The sequence below is a fragment of the Vibrio sp. 10N.247.311.49 genome, assembly GCF_041467655.1.
GTDB lineage: Bacteria > Pseudomonadota > Gammaproteobacteria > Enterobacterales > Vibrionaceae > Vibrio > Vibrio crassostreae_C.
Genome location: NZ_JBFSVA010000001.1, coordinates 148,623 through 169,022, shown reverse-complemented (window position 1 = coordinate 169,022; position 20,400 = coordinate 148,623). Strand labels below are relative to the sequence as shown.

The 20,400-nt window shown below is 42.5% G+C and carries 16 protein-coding genes; 4 read left to right on the top strand and 12 right to left on the bottom strand.

Annotated elements, in window-relative coordinates; all coding sequences use genetic code 11:
* Positions 1-43: 43 nt before the first annotated feature.
* From AB6E54_RS00700 to AB6E54_RS00660, 9 genes are read right to left on the bottom strand one after another with little or no spacing between them, the layout of a single operon-like run.
* Positions 44-1,150, bottom strand: coding sequence for a glycosyltransferase family 4 protein (locus AB6E54_RS00700; RefSeq protein ID WP_372107294.1), 1,107 nt, complete (start codon positions 1,148-1,150; stop codon positions 44-46).
* Positions 1,147-2,358 carry a glycosyltransferase family 4 protein gene (locus tag AB6E54_RS00695; protein ID WP_372107296.1) on the bottom strand — a complete coding sequence of 404 codons (1,212 nt, stop codon included), beginning with the start codon at positions 2,356-2,358 and terminating at the stop codon, positions 1,147-1,149. Before AB6E54_RS00695 ends, AB6E54_RS00700 begins: the two co-directional genes overlap by 4 nt.
* Positions 2,355-3,353, bottom strand: coding sequence for a glycosyltransferase family 2 protein (locus AB6E54_RS00690; RefSeq protein ID WP_102333004.1), 999 nt, complete (start codon positions 3,351-3,353; stop codon positions 2,355-2,357). The genes AB6E54_RS00695 and AB6E54_RS00690 overlap by 4 nt, the downstream gene beginning before the upstream one ends.
* Positions 3,350-4,726: a capsular biosynthesis protein gene (locus AB6E54_RS00685; protein ID WP_372107298.1), complete on the bottom strand. Its 1,377-nt coding sequence runs from the start codon at positions 4,724-4,726 to the stop codon at positions 3,350-3,352. The genes AB6E54_RS00690 and AB6E54_RS00685 overlap by 4 nt, the downstream gene beginning before the upstream one ends.
* Positions 4,723-5,934, bottom strand: a complete 1,212-nt coding sequence (locus tag AB6E54_RS00680) for a lipopolysaccharide biosynthesis protein (RefSeq protein ID WP_102333006.1) — start codon at positions 5,932-5,934, stop codon at positions 4,723-4,725. Before AB6E54_RS00680 ends, AB6E54_RS00685 begins: the two co-directional genes overlap by 4 nt.
* Positions 5,934-8,153: an exopolysaccharide transport family protein gene (locus AB6E54_RS00675; RefSeq protein ID WP_102333007.1), complete on the bottom strand. Its 2,220-nt coding sequence runs from the start codon at positions 8,151-8,153 to the stop codon at positions 5,934-5,936. The genes AB6E54_RS00680 and AB6E54_RS00675 overlap by 1 nt, the downstream gene beginning before the upstream one ends.
* Positions 8,154-8,166: 13 nt before the next feature.
* Positions 8,167-8,769: a polysaccharide biosynthesis/export family protein gene (locus tag AB6E54_RS00670; protein WP_372050168.1), complete on the bottom strand. Its 603-nt coding sequence runs from the start codon at positions 8,767-8,769 to the stop codon at positions 8,167-8,169.
* Positions 8,770-8,780: 11 nt separating this feature from the next.
* Positions 8,781-10,085: an outer membrane beta-barrel protein gene (locus tag AB6E54_RS00665; RefSeq protein WP_102333008.1), complete on the bottom strand. Its 1,305-nt coding sequence runs from the start codon at positions 10,083-10,085 to the stop codon at positions 8,781-8,783.
* Complete coding sequence (locus AB6E54_RS00660; RefSeq protein ID WP_102333009.1) at positions 10,069-11,484, bottom strand: undecaprenyl-phosphate glucose phosphotransferase; 1,416 nt, start codon at positions 11,482-11,484, stop codon at positions 10,069-10,071. The genes AB6E54_RS00665 and AB6E54_RS00660 overlap by 17 nt, the downstream gene beginning before the upstream one ends.
* A 947-nt stretch (positions 11,485-12,431) precedes the next feature.
* Between AB6E54_RS00660 and AB6E54_RS00655 the strand changes: the two genes are divergently transcribed.
* Genes AB6E54_RS00655 through AB6E54_RS00640 form a run of 4 tightly spaced genes read left to right on the top strand, consistent with a single transcriptional unit; the run spans position 12,432 to position 17,728 of the window.
* Positions 12,432-13,613 (top strand): efflux RND transporter periplasmic adaptor subunit, encoded by a 1,182-nt coding sequence (locus tag AB6E54_RS00655; RefSeq protein WP_170967426.1) that lies wholly within the window; start codon positions 12,432-12,434, stop codon positions 13,611-13,613.
* Positions 13,614-13,616: 3 nt separating this feature from the next.
* Positions 13,617-15,566: a MacB family efflux pump subunit gene (locus tag AB6E54_RS00650; RefSeq protein WP_372168704.1), complete on the top strand. Its 1,950-nt coding sequence runs from the start codon at positions 13,617-13,619 to the stop codon at positions 15,564-15,566.
* A gap of 57 nt (positions 15,567-15,623) precedes the next feature.
* Complete coding sequence (locus AB6E54_RS00645; protein WP_372107300.1) at positions 15,624-17,033, top strand: ATP-binding protein; 1,410 nt, start codon at positions 15,624-15,626, stop codon at positions 17,031-17,033.
* Positions 17,030-17,728, top strand: a complete 699-nt coding sequence (locus AB6E54_RS00640; protein ID WP_102333411.1) for a response regulator — start codon at positions 17,030-17,032, stop codon at positions 17,726-17,728. The genes AB6E54_RS00645 and AB6E54_RS00640 overlap by 4 nt, the downstream gene beginning before the upstream one ends.
* 631 nt (positions 17,729-18,359) lie before the next feature.
* On the opposite strand, the gene AB6E54_RS00635 is transcribed toward AB6E54_RS00640, so the two are convergent.
* From AB6E54_RS00635 to cas6f, 3 genes are all read right to left on the bottom strand, one after another.
* Positions 18,360-18,611 carry a hypothetical protein gene (locus AB6E54_RS00635; protein ID WP_102333412.1) on the bottom strand — a complete coding sequence of 84 codons (252 nt, stop codon included), beginning with the start codon at positions 18,609-18,611 and terminating at the stop codon, positions 18,360-18,362.
* A 306-nt stretch (positions 18,612-18,917) separates the two neighbouring features.
* Positions 18,918-19,316 (bottom strand): hypothetical protein, encoded by a 399-nt coding sequence (locus AB6E54_RS00630; protein ID WP_102333413.1) that lies wholly within the window; start codon positions 19,314-19,316, stop codon positions 18,918-18,920.
* A 496-nt stretch (positions 19,317-19,812) separates the two neighbouring features.
* Positions 19,813-20,334, bottom strand: a complete 522-nt coding sequence (gene cas6f / locus AB6E54_RS00625; RefSeq protein WP_240799479.1) for a type I-F CRISPR-associated endoribonuclease Cas6/Csy4 — start codon at positions 20,332-20,334, stop codon at positions 19,813-19,815.
* Between the last annotated feature and the right edge of the window lie 66 nt (positions 20,335-20,400).

The following is a 20,400-nucleotide window of genomic DNA, read 5'->3' as shown; positions in this document are numbered from 1 at the left end:
GCTCTTATTAGGCTCATCCGTATCATTGTTTTTATTAAGACGATTAGTCACGCTTGCTTCCCAACATGTTATTGTAAACATCCACCGTTTGATCAGCGATTTTATGCCAGTCATATCGTTCTAAAAAGTGTTGATAGTCTTGTAGAGGCATCACACTCCTTTTATTTATTGCCTGTGATAATTCATCTATATTTTTGACTGGGTAATAGCAATCAGATTCAAGTCCAACCTCACTGTTTGGCGCAATATCGCTAACCACCACGGGTAAGGAATATGACATCGCTTCTAGCAGTGCAATAGGCAGCCCTTCATGATAAGAAGGCATTACGAATAGCTTAGCTTGAGAAAATACAACTTGTAGATCCTCCCCTTTGAGAAAACCGGTCAGTATCACGCCTGGGGTGTCTTTCGCTGCTTGTTTTAATGAGCGACTGTATTCACTTTCATGATCGGAATCTCCGATCAGTACGAGCGGCATATCAAGCTTGGATTTTGCGTAGGCTTGAAGAAGATCATGGAAGCCTTTTTCTTCAACAAAACGTCCTACCGCGACAATATATCCTCGCGCACTTAACTGGTAGCGCTCCAATATAGATGATACGACATCAACAGGCAGAGACTTAGCCGGGTTAACTCCATTATAAATAAGATGTGCATCATCTCTTTGATAAGATTGCTTAATAAGGTCATTAATCACCTCTGATATGACAATGACTTCATTGGCATATTTAACGGCAAAACGCTCACCGAGCTTCAAAACAATCTTTGCTAGCTTCCCCCATTTCTCACGCTGATAATCTGGACCATGATGGGTGAATACCACTTTCTTTCCAATCAAGCGTAACAGTGGCACGACTAACCCAGGGCCGATCGCATGAACATGCACCACATTCGAGCCATCCGTTAAGGTAGAAAATGCCGCAATAGTCGAGTGAACGATAGCTTCTAACGATGTCTTTTTCGGAGCCCACAGTGCTTTGGCCGCGACCCCTTTATAACTCCTCGTTTTATAAGCGACATAAGGAGAACGAGCGATAACCTCTACCTCAAATCCTTGCTTAACAATAAGAGGGTAAAGGTGCTGACAGTGAGTTTCGACTCCTCCTAATACATCAGGAATACCACGCGTCCCTAGTACGGTTACTTTCATGATTGCTCACCCAATAAATTTTGATACAAATCGACCAACTGCTGATGATGTGCTCTCAATGAATAGCGCGACTCTAAGCGTTGTCTTGCTTGTTCACCATAATACTTTGTAAGCTCTGGCCGTATCGCAAACTCATCCATCACATTGGCAAGATCATGGGCATTACCCGCTTCAAATAAACGCCCCTCTTTTCCATCTCGAACTTGCTCAGGGATACCTCCAATATTTGCACCGATAATAGGCTTCCCGTACGACATAGCTTCAAGCACTGACATAGAACAGTTTTCATAGCATTCCGAAGGGACAATAACTGCACTAGCTTGTTTTATGAGTAAATGTAAATCCGGTCCCGTTTTAAAACCTAGCCACTCGACCTTACTCTGTTTCCCTGATAGGGAGTCTGCAAGTGGTCCTGTACCGGCTATTTTTAATGGTATAGATTGGTTAGACAACTCGTAAGCCGCTACCATTGTCGCCACGCCTTTTTCCTGACTCAACCGCCCTAAATATAAAAAATATCGATGATCTGCCACATCTTGCTGATCAACGTTCTCGTCAATGCCATTCACTATGACCTCAATTCTATTATTAGGGAGCTTACGACGAATGATATTGGCTAAAAACTGACTAGGTGAAACTATCACATCCAGTGATTGATAGTTCTGAGCAAGCGATTGATACAACGCCTCCACAACAAGCAAGCCACTTTTAAACCATGATCCTTGTTGGCAGCGATATCTTAAAGCGTTAAAAACACTTCCTTGTAAACACGCTTCACAGGTGTGTCCATCACGATACATAGTATAGCTAGGACAGGCTATTTTAGTATCATGAGCGGTGAGCACCGTTTTACATCCGGCTTGCTTAGCAACCTTGATAATTGAGGGAGTTAGCTGGTGATAAATGTTGTGAAAGTGAACGATATCGGGTTGCTCAGTAGTAATCAACTCAGAAAGCTTTTCACACGCTTCTGCGTTATGTACAAACCGCATTGCCGTTTTCAACGCGCTGAGTAAAGTAGCATTGGCGTGATAATCCACATTATCGACGAAACTAGCACTGTAATCAGATACCAAGTTGTCATTGTGAGCCATTGAAAAGTCGATAACCGAAAACCCTCGATCCATCAACATTTCTCTTTCTTGAAAAAAGACCGTTTCAGCGCCCCCCTTTAAGAAAAAAAACTTATTCACCACCAATACTTTCATGACACATCTCGCTCTAACACTTTATGTGACGGTGGTTGATTTGGGTCTTTAATGGGCAACAACAAACCATTTACCAATCCGGCTGAAAATACGGTCAAATTAATAATGCTCTGCGCACCGTCCTTTATTGAGCGGTTTTTAAACGCTTTAGCAGCAAAGAAAAGCATCAATGGCAACAGGCTAATGGTCAACAACGAAACATTACCCACCAGCAAGGCCAAAATTAACCAAGCAAGATAGCAAGCAAAGATCAACTCATTACGCACCACACTCACAGCTTTTCGAAAGTACGCTTTACCAAACGCGCTCTTTAGCAATTCGCCTGACGCAAACAAATAACCACGATTCCATCGGTAGCGCAGTAACGTTAACGTCGGCATATCATAAGAAGTATGATGGAAAAACGGGGTATCCAAACGATGCAATTTGTAACCAGCATGTTCGAGTCTCATACCAAGCTCGGCCTCTTCATAGGCATGCAATGTGCGATGTGTAAGATAACCTATATCATTGATTGCACTCGCCCGATACAGCCCTCCCCCGGCTAAATGACTACAATCACCAGTAGGGTATATTTTGTGATGCCTTTGTTGGCGAGATTTAAATTCGTAGCTATTCGCTTCATCCATTTCAACCGCCCCCGCCACAGCGGCGTAAGCCGGCTCTTTTTCCAGAAATGCTATCGCCGCATCAATGAACCCGTCTTGTAAACGCATGTCACCATCCAATAACAATAGATAGTCACCAGTGCTGTATAAATAGCCAAGTTGATGGCCTACGCCGCAGCAACGATCATTAGCGTTGATTAACGTCACGACTTTAGCGCCATTCTCTAACGCAATTTTTTGCGTATCATCATCAGATAAGCTATCGGCAACAATGACATCATATTGATAATTCTTTAGCTGACTTTGAACGCTTTTAATCGTTGCAGCAATACCACCTTGTTCATTGAGTGTTTTTATAATCACGGTGATTCTAGGTAAAGAACTCATAACCTTGCCCCCGATTGAATAACAGTCTTGCGTATGATTAGACTTCCGCCAAGTGAAAAATAGAAAAGGAACTGCAACATAGGCACCAACATTAAAATTTGGCTGTAAGGTAAGCTTAATAAACCTGCAAAACTAAATGCAATAAACGCAGGTTGCCAAGAGAGCAATTGAATGTCTTGCATCGATAACTGCTCACGTTTTAGCACTTCCTTGGGCATTGACACCTTTAGCGCCAATAAAATTGGACATAAAAATAGGACTAACCCAACGACACCAAATTCCCACAACATCATGCTTAGTGACGTAGAATCTAGGAGGACATTAAATATTTGATTCAAGAAACCTGGAGCTACCGAACTACCGTGGTTGGTTGCATTTAACCCATAACCAAACCACACGTTAGACCATCCATAAAGCTGACTATTATCCAACCAGAAAAATAGCGTGGTCATCCGCCCTAATTCTCCCGTTGGTAAGATGTAATTTGAGTCATATATATACTCTAAAGAATCCCAAAACACCTTTAAAGCACTGTGGTCAGGGTCGGTATCAAAAGCGCTTGCGTAAGAGGCAGCAAGGACAACTATTGCCAATAAAACTAACAATCCCATGGTACAAACCATAAGAAGCACTTTCTTAATATCCTTTTGCCTAACGCCGTAAACATAACTAGGGCACAGCCAAACAAATATTAAAAGTATAGGAGCAAGCAAAATGACGAACTTAACTTCACCAAGAACGCACAAAATAAACGCGGCAACAATATGCAGTATCATGTTAAGCCGACTAACTACACCATGCCTAAATTCAGACAATTTAAGGAGCATGACAAGTAAACAGAATAACCCTAATGCTGCCGTGTTTCCCCCGCCCATAGGGTCACCACCGAAAGTCCCTACCACAGAGTCCCACTTTTCAAATTCACCTTTCAAAGCGACACGTTGTGGGACAACAACTAAAATCTGATACAAGATAACTGGGAATTGTAGATAGAAAATCCAATATAGCATCTGCACCACGCGGTAAAGCTGCGACTCTCGGATAAACCCCAATAGTAAGCATAGAAAAATAAGCGACAATGCAAGTTCGTTCTTCCAACCTAAAATGGTCACCGTCAGCCCATTTTGTAGAACTGTCGACGCTAAGATCAACGTATAGGCCCCCACCAACAACAATGTGAGTACTGTTTCTATATTATCTAACTTAACCGCTTCATAATTGGTTTGCATCAATAGCAACAAAACCATCGCAAAGGCAGCAACAAATGGCAGCCAAAGCACTGCGCCGACACCAGTCAGATACTGTACTAGCCCACAAGCAACTAACGTTACAAACGTGTATACCTGCAAAAACAGACCATTATTTATCTTCAAGTAACCTCCATCGTTCGACGAAGTCGCACAGCCGTTTTATTCACTTCAAAATAAATAAACAGGTATCGAATAGAAGACAGTAGGGCGAAGGCAATAACCGAGTATGCATAATCACTTATAAAAAATGGCAGCGCACCAAAAGCCAATACCACCACCATAAGTTGCTCAAGCTGAATGCGAAGGAAATACTTGGGAGAGCCATAAACCAACTCAAGAACGGTCAATGGGCACACCGCTAGCGCCATAAACAAATACGGTAGCATATAGCGAGAAGTTGGCACTGAAGCGACCCATTCAGCGCTAAACCCTAATTGCATCACTATGGGGTAGAAAATGAAAACTCCAAGCACCGCCGTAGTCCCCATAGCAAAGAGTAACCGGCGCACCTTGGAAAATTCAGCGTAATTAAACTGATTGCGTCTAAAGTCGACAGACCAAGTGGAAAAAATAGAGTTTCTTACAGCGTTACCAATGATAACAATAGGCGCTAAGCAAAATCGGCTAACTACGGCGTAATAACCGGCTACAACAGGACTGAACCACACGTTAATAAGGATAACGGGTAAATTATTATTCACCATCGCCAAAATCTCAGCGCTCCCAACTTTGACAATATGATGTTTGTGCTTACGGAAAAACAGTGACAAGGATGAAAGCGAGAATTGCTGTAGATTCATCACGTTTCTTGGTAGAGAGTAACCAATACATAGCAACATACACACTAGCAACGATGCTCCCCAAGCCCAATAGAATGCACTCAAGTCTTCACTGACAGCAATAAGTAACAACACTAACATCGAAATCGATGTTCGCTGTAAAGCTAGTGACTTCATTTTTTGAACTCTCAGCAGTAGATTCTCAGAGATCAAAACCCATGCATGTGCCAACGTTAACATCAGAGTTTGAAGAATGGGACGGTCAAACAAACATGCAATGCCCATAGAATAAATGACCGACGCACAAACACTAAATAACAAGCAAAAAGAGACATTTTGCCCTAGCTCGTTACTCTGTTGTTTTGTCAATAGCAGCTGTGATGCAAACGTACAAACTTGTGCTCCGATTAAGGCAATACTGTACGTTAACGCGTATGAGCCGACTTCCGACATCCCGTACCAATGCGAAATCAACCATATCGAACCAGCCCCAATTAACTGAGACAATATCGATGATGTCGCAATAGTGGAAATGCTTTTAAGCAAGCTCACTAAGAGCCCTCGATATTGAGTAAATCCATACTACCTTGAGCAATAAAACGCAGAGACTCTTCACCCACAACTCGGTCATCACTCACTTGATTGAGTACTCCAAAAGCTCGCTGGTCCAACAACGGCGACAACTTATTTAGTTGATGCTTTATTTCATTCGCCGTATGTTGATCAGATTTGACCACGACAATCAAGCTATCCAAAAAGCGCAATAGGAGCTGTGCATCCTTACTATCATTCAGAGCTGGAAGCTTTATGATGACAGATTCAAAACGCTGACAAAGTGCCAACAATGCAGATTCACATTCTGGGCGAGCAAAAAAAGTTAATGGTGATTCAGCCAGGGTACCAGGGGCGATATAAGACAATCCCTGTGATATTGGCATAATGACTTGCTCAATATCGAGTTGTAGTGCTTCTTGTAATGATGAAGACTTGTTTTCATCACCTATTTGTACCGAACTCAATTGGCTAAACACCAAATGACTAAACCCAGCAATTTCTTCCTGTACGTTAAACTTAGGGGAACTGCAGTGACTGTCCGCAACAATATCTCTTGTAAATTCGCCTTCTCCACGATAATCCAAATCAAGCAGTAAAGTTGGTTTCACTTCACTGACCGCAGCAGCTAATAATAACGCCGTCGTCGTTGCACCTTCTTGTCGGTATGACGATACGACACCGACACACTGACTACTTGGGCGAGCTAAAGATAATGCGGTATAAGCGCCATTTCCGATCTCGTTGGCATATTGGTTGGAACGAATTTGCTTACCTAACATCCATGTCGACATCGGTTCACTTGTAAATGAAGGCATGTCAGTTAGTGGAATTAATCCAAGCTTTGCTTCCAGCTGTGCAAGAGTTGTTATTGTTTGCTTTGTGGCTGCTCGAATAATGACAACCAAAGCACTAACTAGCATTGTCATAATACTTATCATCACGACTAACAATGGCTTGTTGGGTTTCGCTGGACGCTCACTAGCCACCGCGGGATCATAAATTCGTGCATCTTGCTCTCTATACGTCGTATTAAGAGTATGCTCAGTAGTACGCAGATAAAGCTGCTCATACAGCGATTGCTTTTGAGTAAGATCTGCCATCAAGCCATCATAATGATCACGCTTATCTGCAAGTGCAAAGAAGTCTTTTTTATGCAGAGCTAAGAGCGCTTTATAATGATTTTCTTTGATAAGTTCTGCTTGATATTTTTGCTGAAGCCCTAATTTTAGCTCATCAAGCAGGCGTACAGTTTGCTTGTGAATCACCTCAATTTCAGCATTGGCCTCAAGAACTTTAAGGTGTTTAGGTCCATATCGTCGATTAAGATCTGATAATTTCCGTTTTGCTTGTATAAGTGCAATTCTAAGATCTTGTAGCTGAGGGTGGGAGGAGAAGTCAGGCAACGAGGTGAGAGTCCCTGTATCACCTTTCATATATTGGCTCACCAATTCATAATTAGCTTGAGCAGCTAAGCGCCTCTCTTTTGCATCCGCCAATTTATTGGTAATAATCCCAAGTTCTTCTGTTTCAAAACCATCAACACCTCGGAAGGTCAGTAACCCCTCGCTTTGCAAAAATGCGTCTATTTCTTTCTTTTGCTGACTAATTTGTTGTTTGAGTACACCTAGCTGTTGCGTATTCCATCGTTTAGCTTGCTGGGTTTTAGCAATTTTTTGCTCCACCGTATAATCAATAAAAGCTTGTGCCACTGCATTTGCGATTGTTGAAGCTTGTTGTGCGTTCGTAGATTCATAAGACACATAAACTAATTGAGTTAAGCGGACTGAAGTAAATGTTAGGTGTCGCTTCAACTCTTTAACCGCATGGTTAATGCGTAGCTCTCGAGGCAGTGTCCAATCGCCATTGCCAGTTAACGTTGAACCATTAAACTCTTCATTTTGTTGCAGTTCTAACGCTTCAACAGCTTTAACCAACACGACTCTAGATTGCATTAGGTTAAATTGCGTTTCATAGTACTGTGAGCGAGCAGAGTCATAATCTTCGATCGGATCAACCGGAGAGACATTGTCCGATTGCGCTTTAATCAATACTGTCGCAGTCGAGACATACTTAGCCGTCATCGACCAAATCACTGGCAGGCTTAACCCCGTTACAACTACTGTAACCAGCAATAGCTTAAGCCCATGAATTTTCAGAGCAGCCAAAAACGGTGCAAAGTTAACGTTACTTTCTAAAGGTTTACCACGTTCTACCATTACTTTTATCACCTTAGAAAAAGCTCTTCTCAACAATAACAACATCGCCGGGATAGACAGAGTGTGTCATCTCGACTTTTTTTATCATTTCTTTTTTCCCTGAAGGGCGAATGTTAATATCACCTCTATCAGCCCGATCAGTGAAGCCACCGGCCATAGCAATCGCTTGTTCTACAGTAAGTTGGGGCTCATATTCGTAGCCATTAGGGTTTTCAACTTCCCCAAGAAGGTAAAATTTACGGAACCCTTCCATAGTAACGGTCACCATTGGCGAGCGAATAAACCCAGCTTTCAAACGAGTTTCAATATCATGCTCTATCGAGTCTGTCGTTTGTCCTGAGAGCTGTACTCGACCTATATAAGGAAAATTAATATCACCACGCTTGCCTATCTTTAAAGACATCGACATTTCTTTCTCCCCATACACCCAGATTCGTATCTGGTCCCCTGGCCCCAAAAGGTACTCTCGAGTCTCACTGTTAGCCGGATGATGGCTATTTTCAAGAGTCATGGAAGTAGTATTTTTCACTTCTTTTTCAGGTGCTATCGTGTTTGCGGCTGCAGCAAAACTAATACAGCCCATCAACACACAGTAACCTAATAACAGTAGCTTTATTTTTTTCATCTCTAGATCTGTACCTTTAGTGCCAATCCAATTGTGTTTTTGTCATAGCCAAGTTTACGACTCACCGAGGATTGGGAGTTATCTCCGATGAAAAACACGACTTCATCCTCGCTCGAACGTTTGCGGGCGAACTGATAGTTCAACTCAAGCCTAATAGAAGGCCGAAAATCATATCCTAACGTGACTGACGCAACGTCTAGATCATCCTTTCTATCATTCTGTTCTACCCGATAGTCATCGACTTCTCTTCCATAATCAACCGTAGTACTTAACCTCTCGACCCACCAATGATGTTCCCACGATAGACCGACCTTAGTGTTAAGAATATAACCACCTTCTTCCGTTGGGTCTTTGACTCTACGCCAACCATATAAAGACCACTTCGAATGCTTGAGTGGTTGCCAGTTAATATTGGCGTCCCAATTTAAACCACTGAACGATTGTGCCTCTCTGTTATTCGGAAAACGCTTGTACAACCAAGCTAAATCAGTCTCTATTAACAGCTTTCCCGTTCTTTGGGACTTCAAACCGATAAGCGCATAATGTTCACTCGAATCCTTAGCCGAATTCGCTTCATAGCTTCGTAGGTTACTAATTAGACTGTATCGAAAACGAGTCCGCGATGAATACTGGTCGAACAATTCAGCAGTTATAGTATTTTCGTTCCATTCCTGCTCCTTTATATAATGGTAGAAGTCACTGGATGCGCTTTGAACTTCGTCCAACTCATCAAACGCTATATCTTTAACCTGCCACGCAAGGTCTAATTTCCCCCGCCCCTCAGGCGCACCATAGCTATATCGTATCTCACTATTTAAGAACCGGTTTTGTAACGGTGTATTCACTCCAAAAGACGTAAACTGAGTAGGATTGAAACCTTCCGTTAGCTCTGTCCCCCGTTCTTCATGCCCCCAATCTTGCTGGATAAACCAATCAAGACCGTGCTTAAGCCCGAACCTCAACGAAGATCGAAACATTAAAAAATGGTCGGTGTAATCATCATCGCTTGCACTGTCGTAGCGTGAATAATCACCAGAATACACCAACACATAGCGGTCCTCTCCACGCTCGCCTACTGCACGCAAGTACGGTGTTAATTTGGTGTAAGCTGATGCAATCTCGTTCATAGGGTTAACTTGGTATGTCACATTTGAATCCTGACCATACTCAGCGCCAACTTCTGACTGGACATCGATACCCGCTACTGAGATATGCGACTTGGGAGTAAGCTCTGCATGACAAACTTGGCTAACAAAACCAAATAAAACTACAGCGCTGATACTTAGTAGGCTAGTACGCCTTTTCACTAACAAACCCTTTAAATACCGTTAGAAACACTATTTTAATGTCCAACCAAAGCGACCAGCTCTGTAAGTAAACGATGTCATACTGAACCCGTTTACTCATTTTATCGACGGTTTCTGTCTCTCCACGATAGCCATTAATTTGTGCCCAACCTGTTATACCTGGCTTGATTTTGTGTCTAATCATATAGTTAGAGACAATCTTTCGATATTGCTCATTGTGAGCAACTGCATGAGGTCTTGGCCCTACGATAGACATTGAACCTTGTAAGACATTAAAGAATTGAGGAAGCTCATCTAAAGATGTTCGGCGAATAAACGCACCAAACTTTGTCACTCTTGGGTCTGAATGCGTTGCTTGTTTAAAATCGTCCCCGTTCTCCATCACATTCATAGAGCGAAATTTCCATACCTTGATCTTTTTTCCACCCAGACCATAACGATCTTGTTTAAACAAGATGGGACCTTTAGAACTGAGTTTGACTCCGATTGCCACAGCACAAAGAACAGGCGTAATAAGCAACAAAATGAGGCTAGCTAAGACAATATCTTCGATACGCTTGATCACTCCACCTATCCCATCAAATGGAGTACCAAAGATACTTAACGTTTGTACATTACCAACAGACTTGAATTGGGATGCTGATAGGTTATAGCTATACAGATCGGGAACCATAAAAGTATCGACGGTAGTATCAGATAAAAGTGTCAGACAACGAGTGATTCGCTCTTTTGCAATCATAGGTAACGCAATGTAAACCTCATCAATCTGGTTGTGTTGCGCTTGTTCTATCAAAATATCTACAGTGCCAACATAACGAGATTTAATCATATATCCAAACCGTTCTTCCTTACGGTCGTCATACAGTTCAATCTCTATGTCCTGGCTCCTATAATAAATCAGCAATTGCTTCTCCAAAGCAATTGCTGCTGGTGATAGCCCGATAATCGCTATTCTCTTTACCTTTTTGTACTTTTTAAAACACGAACGATAGATCGTAAAAGCAATAACTCGAATTAGAATGGTTGATAACATAGCGCTAGCAAACCAGATATAATACAAGCCATTGTTAAAGTGACTTATTTGACTTCCGACTAAGTCTTCTACGTTATATTTTACGATCTCCATTGCGATCAAAGTAAAGAAGGCTGTCGCAACAATTCGAACAATTGAAGAATCGAGGCGCCGACGTACATGAACACGATATAAATGATAATACTCGCCGAATAACAAAAAGAATGTCGCGACAAAAAACGCCGCTGCCACATCGATTGCGGTTTCATCAACAAATACCGTATTGACAATAACTGCTAAAGACAGATTTATTAGTAAAAAGTCTGTGGCTTTAAATAATGGTGCGTAGCCGTCTTCTGCAATTTTCAGAGCTTGTTTTGTATTCATAAACAAAAAAGACACCTCGAGACATATCGTTAACTGTATTCATTTGATATTAGCCAATTTCTCTCCAATTTATGTGACTTAAACATAAATCTACGAGTTGCCCGCATAGAAGTATAGTAAACACGCTACAGTCTTATTAAAGATATAGATGTTCATATTTAACTTTTATCAAACTCTCTCTCAGTAAAGGGTACACTATGCACCATAGCCATTAAAGAGCACCTTCAGTCGTATATTGGTTTTATTCGCGCGATCTAAGAAAATTGACAATCTACTAACTAAAACTTTGAAGAATTTCGCGAGATATAATCTTAAGAATATCAATAGACCATTAATTTATATTTATTTTAAATATCAAGCCTATTAATTAGTGTCTATATAAAAGCTTTGAATCTATCGAATAAAGTCCAAGTACAAACGAGATGGGTGGGAACGTTACATAAATTGCAGATAGCAAAAAGCCGCTCATAAAGAGCGGCTTTTTTAAAGTGATGCTTGCAGGATAAGTCAGCATAACTCGAACCAACCATCAAAGACTTACAATACTATTTGCAGTATAAGTTCGCATAACATTGCATCGAAAGTCTGCAAATTTGAACAACGACTAAGATTCAACGTAGTAAATTTACTACGCTCCAATTAATCCTCTAGCAGACATAATCGACATGTGTGTAACAAACTTTTGGACAAAAATGGTTTAGAATAAAAGCTCCATTCCATTCAATGGCAGATATCTGCATCTAATCTTTCGGTTATCAATAGCGAATACTTATTATAGTCTCATAGCACACACCATAATCTTCATTATCTCTTCACAATTCAAATTAACCTTTACTATTCAGTTATTTAAAAATTACCGCACTTCATTTTTCCCCTATCTTTGTTAGTTATTATTTCATCATCAATCAAGGCAACGTTCATTCAGCCGACTTAACCTTTCAGGGGATATGATGAAAAAACTAACCAAAGCGATTATTACATGCTTGATGATTGGCTCTATAGGTAGCGGCGCATACTACTACCAAGCTCAGAACGCTCAACAAGAAATGGTGTACACCACTGACATGGTGCGTAGAGGCAACATCAAGGATGTCGTGCTGAGCAATGGTGTGCTTTACCCAAATAAATTGGTTAACGTCGGTGCTCAAGTCTCCGGAGAAATTGAACAAATTGCTGTCGAGTTAGGTCAAGAAGTCCAGCAAGGAGAGTTGATCGGACAGATAGACAGCCTCACTCAACAAAATGAGCTAAAAGAAGCGCTTGCTTCTCTCGACTCTATCGAGGCGCAAATTCGTGCTAAGCAAGCCATGATCAAGAAATCAACCTCCACCTTTGAGCGCTATAAGTCGATGCTAAGTAACAAGGCGTCATCACAAGCGGATTACGACAGTGCTGAAGCAGAGCTTGCTATCTACGAAGCTGAATTAGATCAGCTAGTTGCAGAAAAACAGAAAGCCGAAATCAACGTCGATACTGCTCGTCTAAATCTGAGCTACACCACGATTGATGCCCCAATGAGTGGCACTGTGGTGTACGTTTCAGTAGAGGAAGGACAAACGGTCAACACCAATCAATCTACCCCATCCATTGTTGAGATTGCCGATCTCGATACCATGGTGGTCCGTGCTCAAATTTCTGAGGCGGATGTTATCCATGTCAGTGAGGAGCAACAGGCTTACTTTTCGATTCTTGGCGAGTCAGATACACGCTTTAGTGGCGTATTACGCTCAATTGAACCGGGCCCGACCTTAATGAACGGTGATGATAGCAATCTAGAAATTGGCGACAGCGATGCGATCTACTACAACGCACGCTTCGAGGTGCAAAACCCAGACAGACTCTTACGCATTGGCATGACAGCTCAGGTGTCGATTGTTCTTGATAGTGCGGATGATGCTTTGATGATCCCAGCGCAAATACTACAAAACTCTGGCAAAGATGGCTTTCAAGTTCCTGTTATTCAGGGTGGAAAAGTGGAGCTAAGACAGGTCGAAGTTGGGCTTAACAATAATATATATGCAGAAATAACATCTGGCCTTCAAGAGGGAGATGAGGTGGTGGTTGGTCAAGCCTCGTCAACCGCGTCTAGCGATATGCCCATACGCGGCCAAGGCCCAATGAGGATGTAAGCGATGAATAATCCACTACTAGAAATCAAAGGCGTGAGCCGAGCGTTCCAATCTGGCGATCAAGCACTCACTGTGCTGAACAACATTGACCTAGCGATAAATCGAGGCGAGATGGTGGCGATTATCGGCGCTTCTGGCTCAGGAAAATCTACATTGATGAACATTCTTGGTTGTCTTGATAAACCATCCCAAGGCCAATATCTGATTGATGGTCAGGATGTCTCAAATATGGATGCTGATCAGCTTGCACAACTAAGACGAGAAAACTTCGGCTTTATTTTCCAGCGCTATCATCTACTGAGTGACTTAACGGCGCTTGAGAATGCAGAGATCCCTGCTTTGTATGCGAATACAACCAAAGAGCAACGCCGTGAGAAAGCCGAGCAGCTACTCACTCGATTGGGTTTAGAGGAGCGCCTTGATCATAAGCCCAATCAATTAAGTGGTGGTCAGCAGCAGCGTGTGAGTGTCGCCCGAGCACTGGTCAATGGTGGCGATGTGATCCTTGCTGACGAACCGACAGGTGCGCTCGATAGTCACAGCGGCAAAGAGATGATGCAACTTATTCAGGAGCTTCACGCTAACGGACATACCATCATTCTTGTTACTCACGACCCTAAGGTTGCCGCGTTTGCTGATCGAGTCATTGAGATCAAAGATGGTCAAATCATCCAAGACCAGCAAAACCACGATAAACCTAAATCAAACGTTGTCGCTAAAGAGAACAACGCGATCCAAGATCACAACAAACAACTCAGCATTTTTCGCTATCTAGAGGCGTTTAAGATGGCGTTGCTTGCGATGTCTAACAACCGTCTACGAACCTTTCTGACCATGTTAGGGATCATCATCGGTATCGCCTCGGTGGTATCGGTTGTGGCAATGGGTACTGGCTCCCAGCAAACCATCCTTGAGAACATGGCAAACATGGGCACCAACACGATAGAGATAAAACCCGGAACTGGCAGGGGTGATAAACACTCGGGTCGTATCCGAACGCTTACTGCGGATGATGCCAAAGTGCTCGAAAACTTTGCATTTGTTGATAGCGTGACACCAACAGTACGAGCGAATGGTGCCATTCGTTATGCCAGTGAAGTGCATACAGGAAGCGTTGAGGGAGTGGGTTTAGACTACTTTCGAGTTAAGGGGCTTGAGCTCGATAAAGGGCAGTTTTTCAGTCAAGAGAGTATCGATTCGCTCGAGCAAGTGGCGATCATTGACGCCAATGTCGTAACCGATGTATTTCAGGGGGAGGACCCGATTGGTAAGGTCATCTTTCTTGGTCAATTGCCTGTGCGCGTCATCGGTGTCACCGCAGAGCAAGATGATAGCCTTACCAGCAGCGATACGTTGAATGTTTGGCTCCCCTACTCGACAGTATCGGGCCGATTACTGAACCAAAGCTATGTTAACGACATTACGGTAAGACTCAATGACGAGGTATCAAGTTCAGCGGCTGAACAGGCGATTATCACGCTCATCAAAGCGCGTCATGGTGCCGAGGATTTCTTTACAGTCAATACAGACGCTATTCGCCAAAACATTGAGAAAACCTCATCAACCATGACCATGCTCATCTCAGCCATCGCCTTTATCTCGCTGGTTGTTGGCGGAATTGGGGTAATGAATATTATGTTGGTGTCCGTTACCGAGCGCACGAGGGAGATAGGCATTCGTATGGCCGTCGGAGCCAGACAAACCGACATCCTGCGCCAATTTCTGATTGAAGCTGTGTTAGTCTGTGTTTTAGGTGGCTTGATGGGAATAGGCTTGGCTTACTTTGTTGGCTTTGCATTAGGGTATATGGGTAGTGACATTCGAATGATTTATTCAACAAGTTCTATCATCGCAGCATTCAGTTGCTCGACTTTAATTGGCGTTGTCTTTGGATTTCTACCCGCGAGCAATGCCGCCAAACTCGATCCAGTAGAAGCACTAGCGCGAGATTAAACCAAAAACGCCCCATTCCTTATGGTGTGTGTGGCGAACCTTTACTAGGACAGAACATTGAAACTACTCTACAAATTCTTCTTCACTTTCTGTGTGACTAGCTTTACATCGGTGGGATTAATGTTGCTGCTGGTCACGCATAACTTATCTACGGGTTTCAATGATTACGTGGAAGCTGAGGAATTAAAGCATGTTGCCGCGCTACAAGAGCAATTGACTCTTTTTTACGACCAAGAAAAGAGCTGGGAGTCGTTAAAACAAGATGACGCATTGTGGAAAAGTATTGCTAACTTTCATCGAAAAGCAGACCAATCAACACAAGAGGCGGAGAGCGAATATAGCTTGGGTCGCTTACTTCACGTACCGAGACGAGTGAGTCTTTTTGATGCCAATAAAGAGGTGGTGATCGGGCGTAAAGAGTTTCACCCCGATGCGCGCAACCAGCGCATTCTGCATAATGGTAACTTAGTGGGCTACCTCTCATTCATACCCGCTCAAATTAATAGCTACAGTGCAGAGAATGAGTTTCTGGCCAAACAAACCAGAAATTACTACACCATCGCACTTGCTGTGGTTATTCTGTCATTTGTTACTGCATGGGTTTTCTCGCGACATCTTGTCTCACCCATCAGTCGCCTTATATCTGGTACCTATCGAATGATTCGAGGCGATTATCAAGTTCGCGTTGAGAAACAGAGCAAAGATGAAATTGCTCATCTGGCGGAAAACGTGAATATTCTGGCGCAAACCTTAGAGCAAAACCAAAATAACCGATCGGTATGGATGTCGGATGTTTCGCACGAGCTTAAGACACCATTAACCGTGATGCGTGGACAACTGATGGCCATTCAAGATGGGGTTTTCCAAGCCGATGAAAAGCGCATTCAACTAATGGTGGATCAGGTGGATTCATTAAGCCGCATCGTTAACGACCTGTACCAACTCTCTATCACCGATGTCGGTGGACTCTCCTATAAAAAAGAGGTGGTGCAGCCAGTACAATTGTTACTGGAAGTGTTGAGCGGATTTGAAGCAAAACTCGATCAAAAGCCACTTTCTGTTAACTGTTCGACGTTAACCCCCCTGCTAAACAATGAACGTTGTCAGATACTTGGCGATAGTGACCGCCTGAAGCAGCTATTTACTAATTTATTGGAAAACAGCTACCGATATACGCATGCTAAAGGGCAAGTGAACCTAATTGCTCAGATTGAAGATCAAGACCTCACATTAGTCTTACAAGACTCGGCGCCAAGCGTACCTGTTGAGATGCACAACAAATTGTTTGATCGTTTCTTCAGAGTCGAGTCCTCTCGAAACCGCGAACATGGCGGTTCAGGGCTAGGCTTGGCTCTGTGTAAACAAATTACCGAAGCGCATCAAGGCATTGTTATTGCTAGTAATTCCCCACTTGGCGGCCTAAAAGTGACCATCCGATTACCACTGTTTAAGGAAGTAAACCTATGACGAAACCTCAAGTTTTGATTGTCGAGGATGAAGCTCATATCGCAGAAGTTCTGGTGGCGTATTGCCAAAACAGTGGCTTTGAAGCAACACATCTCGCGAGTGGTTCAAACGTCATCAACCATATCAGAACTCACCATGTTGATATGATGCTGCTTGATTTAATGCTGCCAGATACCGATGGCATGGATATTTGTAAACAGGTTCGGGCATTTTCTCAACTGCCAATTATTATGATTACGGCAAAAAGCGAAGAGATTGACCGACTGCTGGGGCTTGAGTTTGGCGCCGATGATTATATCTGTAAACCATTCAGTCCACGCGAAGTCATCGCCCGCATCAAAACGGTGCTGCGCCGAGTGACACCGATAAATTCGGCAAATCAGCAAGCATCCATGATCATCGACTCTGGTTTTGAAATGAAGCCTGATGAGTTTGAAGTTCGCTTTGAAGGAGCTTTAATTGACCTGACGCCACAAGAGTTCAAGATCCTAAAACTGTTTCTTGAGAACACAGGTCGAGTGTTCAGCCGTGACGATATCTTAAATCGGGCTTATTCAGACACGGCTGATGTATCGGATCGCAACATCGACACTCACATCAAGAATATTCGTAAAAAAGTAGGCCAAGTCTCTACGGGCGAATCACCAATTCGCTCTGTTTATGGTGTTGGTTATAAGTTTACTCAACGAATTTGAGAGGTAAGTATTGCAGCTTCAGATGTGCTCGTAACTCGTATTGGGGCAAAACCTTCCTAGAGTTATCACGTAAAATAGCAAAGTGAGAATAACGTTTGCTGTCGGAAAGCCGCTAAATAAAGCTTTCAAACCTTCTGGTCTACCTGTCAATTTCACCGTGAAATCCGACATCAAAAAGTAGGTTAACTGTATGTTTTATAATGATTAATTTTGGTTGCAAAAATTACCATTTTTTTTTAGAAAAAGCATTCCGAACTGAAGGGGCTCAATATCTGACACTATTGACCGCAGGTAGCGCATAATAGAGCTACTTTTTGTGGTTATGGTCGTGTCTGTGCTTTAGCTAAGCTAGCTCCCTTTAGATTTGACACGTAAGATTTAGGGGAAAGATAAGTTCATTTCGCAGGTTGCGATTCGCACACTGCGAAATGAGCGTCTAACTCGAAAAAGTGCAGGTATGAGTTGTTTCTCTACTCGAGAAAAAATTGCAATAGTTCAACGACCGAGGAAACACCTCTACAGTTGATTAATAAGTAATGTACATGCTTTGCACATTAGCTAGCTCTGTTGCTGAAATTATGTTTTCTGAAACGTTTTGGGCTAAATGTTGCTCAGTTGTGGGCTAGCTAACTTAAAATGGGAAGTGCTCTTCTTCATACGCTTCAACCCAAGTCACCAACTTTTCAAGTTCGTCACCTTCGGGTGTGCCTGGTTCAGCCACATCAAACAGGGATTCAATTCTCTTCATAACGGCTTTATATTCGCTTTCTGAGAATTCTAGCCCTAGTTCATCCCATGATACCGTTGCAAGCTCATCTGCATGGGCAGTATCGAGTGTGATACCATCAAGTAGTTCTTTTTCTGACAACCTTTTCTTGTTCATAAGTCGTTTCTCGATTAAAAAATGACATAAATAGTTTATAGCAAAATGGGCTACTAGCCGTAATGTAGAACCTTGTTCGAAACACGCAATAGGGCAGAAATAATTCACGAAACAGGTTGTATCGCAATTGTGCAACAGGCTGTTGCAAAATTAGAAGATTGGAGTTGTTGCAGAATTTGCAACAACTGAGTTTTTCCTCGAAGCCTTAGTAATTGATACTAGACAAGGATGTATCCGAGTGCTGAACCCACAACCATTATGATGATACTGGTTAATGTCATATTGTTGTCGACCCATTCATCAAGCTTACTCATTCGAAGTTCCTCTTTCTTTGCTAATCATGTCAAAACCATGTTCAACACCATAAATTACTTCACGTAAAAGCGTCTTATTTGGTGAGTTCAAATTAGCAATGACTCGACCAATTTCATTGCCCAAGTTACAAAGTTCAATATCACCATCTGGAAGGCTATCAAGCGCTAACTTGAGGTTTGAAAGAAAAATATCAGGGTTCAGAAAATCTGAACTAGGGTTATCTAAAACCTCATTTCGATCAGCCATGAAATCATCTGTAACCCGCTCTACCTCATCGGCGAAGGATAGCCAATCAGGCTTTGTTCCACTCTTGGCAAGCAAATCACTGTGCGCATTATAAGGAGTCATCCCTTTCAACAGCTCTTTTTCGGTCAACTTTTTTTTGCTCATCGCACACAACCTAACAGGATATTTAGATTAGTTGGAGTATAGCAAAATCAGCTAGACTGCCGTTAGGACGAATGCGCTGAAACAAACTTTGGGGCATTTCCATGTTAGAAAGTGGGACGAATAAAACCGATTGTAAACAAACAAAAGCCACCAAGCTTAAACTTGATGGTTTTTATTCTTAACTGCTTGTTCAGCAGGAAGGTTGCTTTCTTCCTGGCCTATTCTTAGCTGCCTATTCGGCAGGACACCAATCTATGGTCAAAGATAAAAGCATGGCTTTTTTCTTAGCTGCCTATTCGGCAGGACACAAGGCAATAACGGCATTCTAGGTTATCAGATTTTTCTTAGCTGCCTATTCGGCAGGACACTGTAGAATATAGTCTCTAACAATCTGATTCTGCATGCTTAAAGTCACAATTCACCAAGATACCCTTTTTCTTCTTACGTCTGTAACTCCTTGTTTTTACTTCTCCGAAAAAGAGCTTTCATAAAAGGGTCAAAAACGTAGGTCAGGTACCGTGCCTTTTCTTTCTTGATTGGTGGCTAAACCATAGCTATTAAAGTTTGCTGCAACGCGCTCTCTAACAAACTCCTTTTGTACAAACAAAATATAACTTTCCCCTGATGAACCGCTGGAGATTGGGATTCGATGAAAACTATCGATGATTCGCTCTTCATTAGTGGCTGGTAATGATTGTCCATCACCAGAGAAATCGGCTCTCGCCATGCTACGTTTGATTCGACGTTTCTTGGAGCCCAGAAAACTTTTCCCAATCGTTTGATTACGGGTAAACCTCACCTCAACCGCAATGTCAGGCACCTCACAAACACTGGAGATCTCAAATAAACCTTCATTTACCATCACAGAGAAATAGGGCTGAAAAGCGAGTCCAACCATCATCTCTTTATCTTCAGCAACAAAGGCAATGGTTTGGCCAACTGTAGATTCGTTCCAGTCCGGAAAACTCACACCTATTTTATTCATGGCTTGTCGGTTATTGACCATAAACAAGTGCATTTGGGATATACACCGTTGAGCCAAACTTCAAAGTGGTCAAGGCACTTAAGCGCAGTAATGGCATAG